The following is a 12,094-nucleotide window of genomic DNA, read 5'->3' as shown; positions in this document are numbered from 1 at the left end:
TGGCGTTGTCAGCCTTTGAGTAGGTTGGCGTCGTCCACCGACGCCGATTTGCGGGCACGGAAAATCGTCATGATGATGGCCAGTCCGACGACGACCTCGCACGCGGCCACCACCATCGTGAAGAACGCGATCATCTGCCCGTCCAGGTGGCCGTGCATCCGCGCGAACGTGACGAACGCCAGGTTGACCGCGTTCAGCATCAGCTCGACGCACATGAACATGACGATGGCGTTGCGTCGCAACAGCACGCCCGAGGCGCCGATGGTGAACAGCAGGGCCGAAAGGTAGAGGTAATTAGCCGGATTCACGAGGTGCCGCCTTGTGGGAGGGAGGGGGTCGCCTGACGCGAGGGAGTTGCCTTGCCGTCGGCGCCGCGGCTGCGCAGGATCGGCGACACCGACAGCTCCGAGTACGACCCGTCCGGCAGCAGCGCGGCCACGTCGACGGCGTTGTGGCGCGCGTAGACGCCGGGGCTGGGCATCGGGGTCGGGTGCCCACCGGGCTGGAATCGCTCCTGCGACAGCTCCCGCTGCGTTTTGCGGCGCTCGAAGCGCTCGCGGTGGGCCAGGACCATCGCCCCGATGGCCGCGGTGATCAGCAGGGCGCTGGTGAGTTCGAAGGCCCAGAGGTAGCGGGAGAAGATCAGCGCCGCAAGCCCTTCCACGTTGCCGTTGGCGTTGGCGGTGGTCAGGCCCGCGAAGCCGCCCTTCGCGGCGGTGCCGATCGCGGCGATCAGCAGGACGCCGAAGCCGATCCCGGCCAGCACCGCGGCGATGCGCTGGCCGTGCAGCGTCTCCTTCAGGGATTCCGCGGAGTCCACGCCGATCAGCATCAGCACGAACAGGAACAGCATCATCACCGCGCCGGTGTAGACCACGACCTGGACGACACCCAGGAACAGCGCGTCCTGGATCATGTAGAACACCGCCAGGATGATCATCGTCATCGCCAGGAACATCGCCGAGTAGACGGCGTTGACCGCGAGCACCACCCCGATCGCGCCGATCAGCGCCAGCGCGCCCAGCACCCAGAACGCCACCGCTTCACCGGTGGACGTGCGGACGATGGTGTCGGAAGCCAGATTGGCGGCCAGGAGCTGGCCCGTGAACCCAGTCACCGGGATTCCCCGGCCTTCTGCGCCTCCCGCAGGCCGTCCGCGGTGACGTTGCCCTGGTAGTAGTCCTTGTCGGTGGCGCCGGGGGCCCGCGGGTGCGGCGGCGCGAGCATGTCCTGCAGCAGCGGGGCGAGCAGGCGGTCCTTCTCATAGATCAGGTCGGCGCGGTTGTCGTCGGCCATCTCGTAGTCGTTGGTCATCGTCAGCGCGCGGGTCGGGCAGGCCTCGATGCACAGGCCGCAGCCGATGCAGCGCAGGTAGTTGATCTGGTAGACCCGGCCGTAGCGTTCCCCGGGCGAATACCTGAGCTCCTCGGTGTTGTCCGCGCCCTCGACGTAGATCGCGTCGGCCGGGCACGCCCACGCGCACAGCTCGCACCCGATGCACTTCTCCAGGCCGTCCGGGTAGCGGTTCAGTTGGTGACGGCCGTGATAGCGCGGCGCGACGGGGCCCGGCTTCTCCGGATACTCCTCGGTGACGTTCTTTTTGAACATCGATCCGAACGTCACGCCGAAGCCGGCCACGGCGTCCAAGAATCTAGCCACGTGCTTTCTCCTTGCTCGCAGCCGCCAGGGACTTCATCGGCAGCGGCGGTGTCGGGAATACGGGTGTGGGGGTCTGTCCGGCGGGCAGCTGCTTGGACTGGCGGCGGAGCTGTCGCTCCAGCGCGCGAATACCCGGCGTGGCGAACGGTTTTCGCAACACCAGCACCAGCGCCGTGGCGAACACGATGCTGCTGACCACCAGTACCGGGGTCCAGTGCGCATACCCCTGGTTCTGCAGGGTGCGAATCACGGCCGCGATCAACACCCAGACCAGCGAGGCGGGGATCAGCAGCTTCCAGCCCAACGCCATGAACTGGTCGTAGCGCAGCCGGGGCAGCGAGGCCCGCAGCCAGAAGTAGATGAACAGGAAGGTCCACATCTTGGCGGTGAACCAGAGCAACGGCCACCACCCGGTGTTGGCGCCCGCCCACATGTTGATCGGCCAGGGCGCGTGCCAGCCACCGAAGAACAGCGCGGTAGCCAGCGACGAGACCGTCATCATGTTGACGTACTCGGCCAGCATGAACATCGCGAACTTCAGTGACGAGTACTCGGTGTGGAAGCCGGCGACCAGCTCGCCCTCGGCCTCGGGCAAATCGAATGGGGCGCGATTGGTTTCACCGACCATCGAGATCAGGTAGATCACGAAGGACGGCAGCAGCAGGAACACGTACCAGACCCGATCCTGTGCGGCGACGATCTCCGACGTGGACATCGAGCCGGCGTAGAGGAACACCGCCGCGAACGACAACCCCATCGCCACCTCGTAGGAGATGACCTGGGCGGTGGAGCGCACGCCGCCCAGCAGCGGGTAGGTGGATCCGGATGCCCAGCCGCCCAGCACGATGCCGTACACCCCGATCGCCGACAACCCGAGAATGAACAGCACCGCGACCGGCAGGTCGGTCAGCTGCAGCGGGGTGCGGTGGCCGAACACCGACACCACCGGGCCGAACGGGATGAACGCGAACGCGGTGAACGCCGGGATCGTCGAGATCACCGGAGCCGCGAAGTAGACGAACTTGTCGACGCCGCCCGGAGTGATGGTCTCCTTGAGCGCCAACTTGATTCCGTCGGCCAGGCTCTGCAGCGTGCCCCATGGTCCCGCCCGGTTGGGCCCGGGCCGCAGCTGCATCCAGCCGAGGATCTTGCGTTCCAGCAGGATCGCGACCAGCACGTTGAGCATGAGGAACACGAAGATCGCCAGCGCCTTGCCCAGCACCAGCCACCAGGTGTCGTGTCCGAATGCGGATAAGGAGCCCGTCATCATGATCCCACTCCGATTTGCACTGTGCTGCCCAGGTTTACGCCCAGTTGCCGGTGCACGGCGCAACCCGGCGAGTTCAGCGGAAGCCACACCACCCGGTCGGGCATGTCGGTGATGATGAGCGGCAGGCTGACCGATCCGCGCGGCGTGCTGACGGTCACCGCGTCGCCGTCGGCCGCGCCGATTTCGGCGGCGGTGTCGGCCGACAGCCGAACCGCGGGGTTGCGTGCGGTGCCGGCCAAATGCGGTTCGCCGTCTTGCAATCGGCCGTTGTCGAGCAGCATCCGCCAGCCGGTGAGCACAGCTTCGCCGGGACCGGGCTTGGCCGGCTCTGGGGTCGCGACGGACGGGCCGGTCGCCCAGCCGCCGTCCCAGGTGCCCAGCCCGGCCAGTTCCGTGCGGGCCGCTTCGGCGGTCGACAGCCCCAGGTACACGCCCATCTCCTCGGCCAGCGCGTCGAGCACCTGGTGATCGGATTGGCTGGCTTGCGCGATGGTGCCGCGCAGCGCCGGTTCGAAGGGCCGGTAGCGGCCCTCCCAGTTGACGAAGGCGCCGGCCTTCTGCGTCGTCGGCGCGACGGGGAACACCACGTCGGCGCGCTCGGTCACCGCGCTCTGCCGCAGCTCGAGGCTGACCACGAAGCCCGCGGAGTCCAGCGCGGCCAGCACGACTTCGGGATCGGCGAAGTCGTTGGGTTCGACACCGCCGACCAGCAAGGCGCCCAGTGTCCCGTCGGTGGCTCCGGCGAGGATGCCCTCGACGTCAAGTCCACCGGCGGAAGGCAATTCGGAGACGTGCCACGCGGCCGCGATCTGGGCACGGGCGGTCTCGTCGTCAAGTGGGCGGCCACCGGGCAGCAGGCTGGGCAGCGCGCCGGCCTCGAGCGCGCCGCGCTCGCCGGCTCGCCGCGGCACCCAGGCCAGCGCGGCCCCGGTGGCTTCGGCGAGCCGGGCCGCGGCGGACAATCCGCCGGGCACCGTGGCCAGCCGTTCCCCGACCATGATGACCGCGCCGGGGGAGGAGAGCAGCTCGCCCAGCTCGCCGGTGGCCAGCCCGTCCAGCGCCGTGGGCTCGCTCCCGGGAGCGGTCTTGATCAGACGTCCGGACATCTTCACCAGCGCCCGGGTGGCGAACGGCGCGACGGCGTACACCGGCAGCCCGCGCTTGCGGGCGGCCTTACGCAGTCGCAGGAACACGATGGGGGACTCGTCCTCGGGCTCGAACCCGACAAGCACCACCACCGGCGCCGATTCCAGATCCGAATAGCTGACGTTGCGCCGGCCGGCGATGTGTGACGCCAGGAAGTCGGCCTCCTCGGCCGAGGTCGGGCGGGCGCGGAAGTCGATGTTGTTGCTGTCCAACACGATTCGGGCGAATTTCGAGTAGGCGTAGGCGTCCTCCAGCGTCGCCCGGCCGCCGACCAGCACACCCGTGCGCCCGCGCGCGGCCTCGAGGCCCCGGATCGCCGTCGCCATCGCGTGCGACCACGACGCGGGCACCAGGGCGCCGTCCGCATCGCGGATAAGGGGAGTCGTGATCACATCCGGCTGGGTCGCGTAGCTGAACGCCCACCGGCCCTTGTCGCAGTTCCACTCCTCGTTGACCTCGGGGTCGTCTCCGGCCAGGCGGCGCAGTACCTTGCCGCGCCGGTGGTCGGTGCGCTGGGCGCAGCCGGACGCGCAGTGCTCGCAGACGCTGGGGCTCGACACCAGGTCGAACGGGCGGGCGCGGAAGCGGTAGGCCGTTCCGGTCAGCGCGCCGACCGGGCAGATCTGCACGGTGTTGCCCGAGAAGTACGAGTCGAACGGCTCGTTGGCGTAGATGCCGACCTGTTGCAGGGCGCCCCGCTCCTGCATGTCGATGAAGGGGTCGCCGGCGATCTGCTCGGAGAACCGGGTGCATCGGGCGCACAGGATGCAGCGCTCACGATCCAGCAGCACCTGGGCGGAGATGTTGATCGGCTTGGCGAAGGTGCGCTTGACGTCGGTGAAGCGAGAATCGGTGCGGCCGTTGGACATCGCCTGGTTCTGCAGCGGGCACTCGCCGCCCTTGTCGCACATCGGGCAGTCCAGCGGATGGTTGATGAGCAGCAGCTCCATCACCCCGTGCTGGGCTTTGTCGGCGGCCTCGGAGGTGAGCTGCGTGCGCACGACCATGTCGTCGGTGGCGACGGTGGTGCACGACGCCATCGGCTTGCGTTGACCCTCGACCTCGACCAGGCACTGCCGGCAGGCCCCGACCGGGTCGAGCAACGGGTGGTCGCAGAACCGCGGGATCTGGACACCCATCAGCTCGGCCGCGCGGATCACCAAAGTGCCCTTGGGCACGCTGATTTCGTTGCCGTCGATGGTCAGCGTGACCATCTCCGGCGGACGTACCTCGTCGCCGGTCTCGGTCTTGGCGGCACTAGTCACGAAAGTGTCAAGCCTTTCCGTTCAGCATGGAATCTTTCGGGTCGAACGGGCAGCCACCGTCTTCGACGTGGGCCACGTATTCGTCACGGAAGTACTTGATCGACGACATCACCGGGCTGGCGGCGCCATCGCCCAACGCGCAGAACGACTTCCCCAGGATGGTGTCGGAGATGTCCAACAGCTTGTCGATGTCCTCGCTGGTGCCCTTGCCGGTTTCCAGCCGCTCGTAGATCTGGTCCAGCCAGAAGGTGCCCTCCCGGCATGGGGTGCACTTCCCACACGATTCGTGCTTGTAGAAGTACGTCCAGCGGCGCACGGCGCGCACCACACAGGTGGTCTCGTCGAAGATCTCCAGCGCCTTGGTGCCCAGCATCGAGCCGACCCCGCCCACGCCCTCGTAGTCCAGTGGCACGTCGAGGTGCTCGTCGGTGAGCAGCGGGGTGGACGATCCGCCGGGAGTCCAGAACTTGAGTCGGTGCCTGGCCCGCACTCCGCCGGCGTAGGCCAGCAATTCGCGCAGCGTGATGCCCAGCGGCGCCTCGTACTGGCCGGGCCGAGCGACGTGCCCGCTCAGCGAATACAGCGTGAAACCAGGCGATTTCTCGCTGCCCATGGACCGAAACCAGTCGACGCCGTTGAGGATGATCGACGGCACACTGGCGATCGTCTCGACGTTGTTGATCACGGTGGGGCAGCCGTAGAGGCCCGCCACCGCCGGGAACGGCGGCCGCAACCTCGGCTGGCCGCGGCGGCCTTCCAGCGAATCGAGCAGCGCCGTCTCCTCGCCGCAGATGTAGGCGCCGGCGCCGGCGTGCACCACCAGCTCCAGGTCGAAGCCCGAGCCATTGATGTCGCGGCCCAGGTATCCGGCGGCGTAGGCCTCGGCCACCGCGTTCTGCAGGCGGCGCAGCACCGGCAGCACCTCGCCGCGCACGTAGATGAACGCGTGGCTGGCGCGGATCGCGTAGGCGGCGATGATGACGCCCTCGACGAGCACGTGCGGCGTCGCCAGCATCAGCGGAATGTCTTTGCACGTACCGGGTTCCGACTCGTCGGCGTTGACCACCAGGTAGTGCGGCTTGGCGGCCGCGCCGGAGTCGCCCTGCGGGATGAACGACCACTTGGTCCCGGTCGAGAAGCCGGCGCCGCCGCGGCCGCGCAGCCCGGAGTCCTTGACGGTGGTGATCACGTCGTCGGGCGCCATGGCCAGCGCCTTCTTCATCGCCTCGTAGCCGTCGTGCCGGCGGTAGGTCTCCAAGGTCCAGGACTCGGGGTCGTCCCAGAATCGGCTGATGACCGGGGTGAGCGGCGTGGCCTGGGAGGTCGTCATGACTGGCTCCCGGGCGGGGTCGGCGCCTGCATCCCGTGTTCCTTCGCCACCTTCAGCCCGGCCAGGGTGGCCTCGCCCGCGCCGCCCTGGCCTTGGTCCGGGCGCTCGTCGGGCAGGCCCGCCAGGATGCGGGACGTCTCGCGGAAGGCGCACAGCGGGGCGCCCCGTGTCGGTGGCTTGGGTTCACCGGAGCGCAACGAGTCGACGAGTTCGCGCGCCGACTCGCATGTCTGGTTGTCGAAGAACTCCCAGTTGACCATCACGACGGGCGCGTAGTCGCACGCGGCGTTGCACTCGATGTGCTGCAGGGTGACCGAGCCGTCGGGGGTGGTCTCGTCGTTGCCGACGCCCAAATGTTCCTTCAGCGCGTCGAATATCGCGTCGCCGCCCATGACGGCGCACAGCGTGTTGGTGCAGACACCGACCAGGTAGTCACCCGTGGGTCCGCGGCGGTACATGGTGTAGAAGCTCGCCACCGCCGACACCTCCGCGCCGGTCAGTCCCAGCTGCTGCCCGCAGAACTCCAGGCCGGCCGGGGTCAGATAGGAGTCCTCGGCCTGCACCAGGTGCAGCAACGGCAGCAACGCCGAACGCTTGTTGGGGTAGCGGCCGATGATCTCCTTGGCGTCGACCTCCAGCCGTGCCTGCACTTCCGGCGAATACGACTGCGGCGCACCCTCGGTGACGAACGCGTTGGGTTCCTCGGGCGGCGGGCCGAGCCGGATGAAGACCGGCTGCCCCTGCGGGCCCGTCACCGGTCCACCCCGCCCATGACCGGGTCGATGCTGGCGACCGCGGTGATCAAATCGGCCACCATGCCCCCCTCGCACATCGCGGCGACCGACTGCAGGTTGGTGAACGAGGGGTCGCGGTAGTGCACCCGGTAGGGGCGCGTGCCGCCGTCGCTCACCATGTGCACGCCCAGTTCTCCGCGCGGCGATTCCACCGCGGTGTACACCTGGCCCGCCGGCACCCTGATGCCCTCGGTGACCAACTTGAAGTGGTGGATCAACGCCTCCATCGAGCCGCCCATGATCTTGGCGATGTGCTCCGGTGAGTTCCCCATGCCGTCGGGGCCCACCTTCAAGTCGGCCGGCCAGGCGATCTTGCGGTCCTCGACCATGGTCGGGCCCGGCTTCAACTTGTCCAGACACTGCTCGACGATCTTGATCGACTCCCACATCTCGTTGACGCGAATCATGTAGCGCCCGTAAGCATCACACGTGTCGGCGGTCATCACGTCGAATTCGTAGTTTTCATATCCGCAGTACGGTTCGCTCTTGCGCAGGTCGTGCGGCAACCCGGTGGCCCGCAGGATCGGCCCGGTGATGCCAAGCGCCATGCAGCCGGTCAGGTCCAGGTAGCCGATGTCGCAGGTGCGCGCCTTCCAGATGGCGTTTTCGTTGAGCAGGTCGCCCATTTCGCGCAGCACCTGCTTGAGTCCCTTGAGGCCCTCGGCGACGTCGGCTTCGGCGCCCGGCGGCAGGTCCTGCGCCACGCCGCCCGGCCGGATGTAGGCGCTGTTCATCCGCAACCCGGAGATCTTCTCGAACAGCGTCAACACGATCTCGCGGCCGCGGAAGCCGACGAACATCGGCGTCATCGCGCCGAGTTCCATACCGCCGGTGGCCAATGCGACCAGATGCGAGGAGATCCGGTTGAGTTCCATCATCATCACCCGGATGACGTTGACCCGCTCCGGAATCTGGTCGGTGATGCCGAGCAGCTTCTCCACACCCAGGCAGTACGCGGTCTCGTTGAAAAACGGTGACAGGTAATCCATTCGGGTCACGAAGGTGACGCCCTGGGTCCAGTAGCGGTACTCCAGGTTCTTCTCGATCCCGGTGTGCAGGTAGCCGATTCCGCAGCGGACCTCGGTGACCGTCTCGCCCTCGATTTCCAGGATCAGCCGCAGCACCCCGTGGGTGGACGGGTGCTGGGGGCCCATGTTGACGACGATCCGTTCCCCGGGGTCCGCGCGGCGCGCGGCCTCGACGATCTGGTCCCAGTCCTGGCCGCCGGCGACCAAGACGGTCTCCGGGCTTTCGGCGCCGCCTCCAGCGGATTCAGTGATTGTGCTCATCAGTTGTACGCTCTCCGCTCGTCGGGCGGGGGGATCTGTGCGCCCTTGTATTCCACCGGGACGCCGCCGAGGGGATAGTCCTTGCGCTGCGGATGGCCGTGCCAGTCGTCGGGCATCTCGATGCGGGTCAGCGACGGGTGGCCGTCGAAGATGATGCCGAAGAAGTCGTAGGTTTCGCGCTCGTGCCAGTCCGTCGTGGGATAGACGCCGAACAGCGACGGGATGTGCGGATCCCCGTCCGGGGCAGCCACTTCCAGCCTGACGCGGCGGTTGTGCGTGATCGACTGGAGCGGGTAGACCGCGTGCAATTCGCGGCCCGTCTCGTGCGGGTAGTGCACCCCGCTGACGCCCAGGCACATCTCGAAACGCAGCTCCGGCTCGTCGCGAAGGCGCTGGGCCACCTGGGGAAGCGCCTCGCGGCTCACGTGCAGCGTCAGTTCGTTGCGGTCGACGACGACTTTCTCGATGGCGTTTTCGAATTCGATGTCGCAGGCCTGCAGCGCGTCGGTCAGTTTGTCGACCACGTCGTCGAAATAGCCGCCATAGGGCCGGGGGCTGCCGCCCGGGAGCGTGACCTTGCGCACCAGGCGTCCATATCCGGACGTGTCACCCGACCCGGAGATGCCGAACATGCCGCGGCGCACGTTGATCACTTCGTCGCCGGCGGATGGCACGGCGCCACCCACCTCGCTGGCCGCTACGTTGGGGTCGTGGTCGGGCGAGCTCATCGCAGCAGCCCGCGCATCTCGATCGTGGGCCTGGCCGACAGCGCCGCCTGCTCGGCCTCGGCGATGGCTTCTTCGCGGTTGACGCCCAGCGGCATCTCCTGAATCTTCTCGTGCAGCTTCAGGATTGCGTGCAGCAGCATCTCGGGCCGCGGCGGACAGCCGGGCAGGTAGATGTCCACCGGCACCACGTGGTCCACGCCCTGCACGATCGCGTAGTTGTTGAACATCCCGCCGGACGACGCACACACACCCATGGCCAGCACCCACTTCGGCTCGCCCATCTGGTCGTAGATCTGCCGCAGCACCGGCGCCATCTTCTGGCTCACCCGCCCCGCCACGATCATCAGGTCAGCCTGCCGCGGCGTCGCCGAGAACCGCTCCATGCCGAACCGCGCGATGTCGAATCTCGGCCCGGCGGTTGCCATCATCTCGATGGCGCAGCAGGCCAATCCGAATGTCGCCGGCCACAGCGAGTTCTTGCGGACGTAACCCGCCACCTTCTCGACGGTCGAGAGCAGAATCCCACCGGGCAGCTGTTCCTCGAGACCCACGTCTACCTCAATCCCACGTCAGGCCGCCGCGGCGCCACACATAGGCGTACGCCACGAAAACCGTGAGCATGAACACCACCATCTCGACCAACGCGAACGTTCCCAGCGCGTCGTAACTGACCGCCCAGGGATACAAGAACACGATCTCGATGTCGAAGACGATAAACAGCATTGCGGTCAGGTAATACTTCACCGGGAACCGCTGGCCGCTCGCGGCGTGCGGGCCGCTGACCGGGCTGTCGGTCGGCTCGATGCCGCATTCGTACGGGGCCATCTTCGACTTGTTGTAGCGCGACGGGCCGGCCAGGCTCGCGATCGCCACCGATCCGACGGCAAAGGCCGCCGCTATCGCTCCGAGCACCAGGATGGGTATGTAGACGTTCAACTCGCTCCAAGATCTCCTCGTACGGGCCGCCGGTGCGGCGGCCGGGCGGGGGGCCGGGCTGCTGTGACGCGCTTGGGCTGCGGTGGTCACAGTGACCTCCACAACATAGCGTCGCGAAGACGGGTGTGCTTTGTCGGGGTGGGGGTATCCGGGAAAGTTTTGCGTGACCGCAACCTGACGGTCGCGCGCCGCGCGCGGGCGCCGAGCGCATCAGGGCGCGACGATGCCCTATCGGTGCAGGTGAGGCGCGTTCGAAGGCTAACGGGTGGGGGTGCGGAGCAGCCCCAGGACCGTGCGGCCGAGCACGATGGGATCGATGGGGTGCGGCACGGCGGCTTCGGCCCGCGACCAGTTCGCCAGCCAGGCGTCGTCCCGGCGGCCGGTGAGCACCAGGATCGGCGGGCAGGTCGCCAGTTCGTCTTTGAGTTGTTTGGCGATTCCCATGCCGCCGGTGGGCGTGGCCTCGCCGTCCAGGATCGCCAAGTCGATGCCGCCCTCGTCCATCTGCCGCACCACCATCGGGGCGGTCGCCACCTCGAGGTAGGTCAGCTCGGGTAGGTCAGGATGCAGATGCTTGCCCAGCGCCCGGATCACTTGCTCGCGGGTTTTGGCGTTGTCGCTGTAGACCAGGATCCGCAGGGCGACGCTGGATTCGGGGCTGGAGTCGGACACGGTGCAGATGCTACTGGTGCCGCACCGGCTTCACTGGGCAGCCCGCACGAACACGGCATCCGTCGTCGCCGTCGCCGTCGGGCCGATCATGCCGAGGCGGTTCCAGCCCAGGTCGAACTGGGTGCGATCCACCTTGGCTTCCCCGGCGATGCGGATCGAGCCGTCGTCGAGCTCGGTGATCGTGGCGGACAGGGGCAGCGGCGCGGTGACGCCTTTCATCGTCAAGGCGGCCCGGAGGTCCGCGGCCTTGCCCTTGGTCGGGTGCACCGCGGTGACCACGACGCTGATCTCACCGAAGCGCTCGACGTCGAAGAAGTCGGCCGAGCGCAGGTGCTTGTCGCGACGGCCGATGCCGGTGTCCAGGGAGGCGGCGCGGATGTCGAGGCGGCCGAAAACCGCCCCGCCGCCCGTCAGTTGGCCGTCGCCGCTGAACTCGGTGAAGCGGCCCTTGACCCGCACCAGCCCCCACATGTTCCTGACCTTGAACCCGATGGTCGAGCGGTTCGGGACGAGGTTCCACACGCCGGCCAGGTCGGGATCGTTGAGAAGTGTTTCCAGAGTCGTCATCGTCACCCCCATCTGTCGTGGCGAATCTAACGTCAGTCCAGCAGCGGCGCGATCTCTGCGGGGTCGAAGTACTCGTCGATCCGATCCAACCGGCCGTCGCCGCCCACCCTGATCACGATGCACACGCGCATCGAGATCGATTGTCCGGCATGGCCGGTGGCGTGCAAGACGTGCTGCTGGACGAAGCCTCCCTCGAAGAATTGCCGGTCCAGGATTTCATAGCGGCGTTCGGTCGTCGCGGTGATGAACCAGTCGATGACGCGCAGCGCGCGGGCCTTGCCATCGGGCTTGGCGGGGTCGCGGCGCGCGCCGGCCCGCCAGACCGCGATGTCGTCGCTCCACATCCGCTCCACCGCCGCGCGGTCGCCCTTCTCGATCGCCGTGAACAGGCGGTCGGCCACGTCGGCGACGATCTCCGCACTCGCAGCGGGCATGGCT

General features: G+C 67.7%; 14 protein-coding genes. All 14 read right to left on the bottom strand.

Going from position 1 to position 12,094, the window contains the following annotated elements; genetic code table 11:
• Positions 1-8: 8 nt before the first annotated feature.
• Complete coding sequence (nuoK, locus tag BRW65_RS05840) at positions 9-308, bottom strand: NADH-quinone oxidoreductase subunit NuoK (protein WP_007168303.1); 300 nt, start codon at positions 306-308, stop codon at positions 9-11.
• Entirely contained in the window at positions 305-1,093 is a 789-nt protein-coding gene (locus BRW65_RS05835; protein ID WP_139272896.1) for an NADH-quinone oxidoreductase subunit J, read from the bottom strand. The genes nuoK and BRW65_RS05835 overlap by 4 nt, the downstream gene beginning before the upstream one ends.
• A gap of 20 nt (positions 1,094-1,113) precedes the next feature.
• Positions 1,114-1,659 carry an NADH-quinone oxidoreductase subunit NuoI gene (gene nuoI, locus BRW65_RS05830; RefSeq protein ID WP_073872232.1) on the bottom strand — a complete coding sequence of 182 codons (546 nt, stop codon included), beginning with the start codon at positions 1,657-1,659 and terminating at the stop codon, positions 1,114-1,116.
• Entirely contained in the window at positions 1,652-2,926 is a 1,275-nt protein-coding gene (nuoH, locus tag BRW65_RS05825; protein ID WP_073872230.1) for an NADH-quinone oxidoreductase subunit NuoH, read from the bottom strand. The genes nuoI and nuoH overlap by 8 nt, the downstream gene beginning before the upstream one ends.
• The gene (locus BRW65_RS05820; RefSeq protein ID WP_073872228.1) at positions 2,926-5,340 is read right to left on the bottom strand and encodes an NADH-quinone oxidoreductase subunit G; all 2,415 of its coding nucleotides are present in this window, start codon (positions 5,338-5,340) and stop codon (positions 2,926-2,928) included. Before BRW65_RS05820 ends, nuoH begins: the two co-directional genes overlap by 1 nt.
• A 7-nt stretch (positions 5,341-5,347) precedes the next feature.
• Positions 5,348-6,670, bottom strand: coding sequence for an NADH-quinone oxidoreductase subunit NuoF (gene nuoF, locus BRW65_RS05815; RefSeq protein ID WP_073872226.1), 1,323 nt, complete (start codon positions 6,668-6,670; stop codon positions 5,348-5,350).
• Positions 6,667-7,425 carry an NADH-quinone oxidoreductase subunit NuoE gene (gene nuoE / locus BRW65_RS05810; protein WP_073872224.1) on the bottom strand — a complete coding sequence of 253 codons (759 nt, stop codon included), beginning with the start codon at positions 7,423-7,425 and terminating at the stop codon, positions 6,667-6,669. Before nuoE ends, nuoF begins: the two co-directional genes overlap by 4 nt.
• The gene (gene nuoD / locus BRW65_RS05805; protein ID WP_073872222.1) at positions 7,422-8,753 is read right to left on the bottom strand and encodes an NADH dehydrogenase (quinone) subunit D; all 1,332 of its coding nucleotides are present in this window, start codon (positions 8,751-8,753) and stop codon (positions 7,422-7,424) included. Before nuoD ends, nuoE begins: the two co-directional genes overlap by 4 nt.
• Complete coding sequence (locus BRW65_RS05800; RefSeq protein ID WP_073872220.1) at positions 8,753-9,481, bottom strand: NADH-quinone oxidoreductase subunit C; 729 nt, start codon at positions 9,479-9,481, stop codon at positions 8,753-8,755. Before BRW65_RS05800 ends, nuoD begins: the two co-directional genes overlap by 1 nt.
• A complete protein-coding gene (locus BRW65_RS05795) occupies positions 9,478-10,032 on the bottom strand; it encodes a NuoB/complex I 20 kDa subunit family protein (RefSeq protein ID WP_046185374.1) in 555 nt (184 codons plus the stop codon). The genes BRW65_RS05800 and BRW65_RS05795 overlap by 4 nt, the downstream gene beginning before the upstream one ends.
• 7 nt (positions 10,033-10,039) lie before the next feature.
• On the bottom strand, positions 10,040-10,417 hold the full coding sequence (locus BRW65_RS05790) for an NADH-quinone oxidoreductase subunit A (RefSeq protein ID WP_073872218.1): 378 nt from the start codon (positions 10,415-10,417) through the stop codon (positions 10,040-10,042).
• A 258-nt stretch (positions 10,418-10,675) separates the two neighbouring features.
• Positions 10,676-11,089, bottom strand: coding sequence for an Rv3143 family two-component system response regulator (locus BRW65_RS05785; RefSeq protein WP_073872216.1), 414 nt, complete (start codon positions 11,087-11,089; stop codon positions 10,676-10,678).
• A 30-nt stretch (positions 11,090-11,119) separates the two neighbouring features.
• Positions 11,120-11,656: a YceI family protein gene (locus tag BRW65_RS05780; RefSeq protein WP_073872360.1), complete on the bottom strand. Its 537-nt coding sequence runs from the start codon at positions 11,654-11,656 to the stop codon at positions 11,120-11,122.
• A gap of 32 nt (positions 11,657-11,688) precedes the next feature.
• Positions 11,689-12,090 carry a nuclear transport factor 2 family protein gene (locus tag BRW65_RS05775; protein ID WP_073872214.1) on the bottom strand — a complete coding sequence of 134 codons (402 nt, stop codon included), beginning with the start codon at positions 12,088-12,090 and terminating at the stop codon, positions 11,689-11,691.
• Between the last annotated feature and the right edge of the window lie 4 nt (positions 12,091-12,094).

It is taken from the genome of Mycobacterium paraffinicum, from assembly GCF_001907675.1.
GTDB lineage: Bacteria > Actinomycetota > Actinomycetes > Mycobacteriales > Mycobacteriaceae > Mycobacterium > Mycobacterium paraffinicum_A.
The sequence above is the reverse complement of the archived record's forward strand: the minus strand, read 5'-3'. Positions and strand labels throughout refer to the sequence as shown.

Coding starts and splice junctions, on each gene's coding strand:
- nuoH (WP_073872230.1), bottom strand. CDS start 2,926: ATGACGGGCTCCTTATCCGCATTCGGACACGACACCTGGTGGCTGGTG.
- nuoF (WP_073872226.1), bottom strand. CDS start 6,670: ATGACGACCTCCCAGGCCACGCCGCTCACCCCGGTCATCAGCCGATTC.
- nuoD (WP_073872222.1), bottom strand. CDS start 8,753: ATGAGCACAATCACTGAATCCGCTGGAGGCGGCGCCGAAAGCCCGGAG.
- BRW65_RS05800 (WP_073872220.1), bottom strand. CDS start 9,481: ATGAGCTCGCCCGACCACGACCCCAACGTAGCGGCCAGCGAGGTGGGT.
- BRW65_RS05780 (WP_073872360.1), bottom strand. CDS start 11,656: ATGACGACTCTGGAAACACTTCTCAACGATCCCGACCTGGCCGGCGTG.
- BRW65_RS05775 (WP_073872214.1), bottom strand. CDS start 12,090: ATGCCCGCTGCGAGTGCGGAGATCGTCGCCGACGTGGCCGACCGCCTG.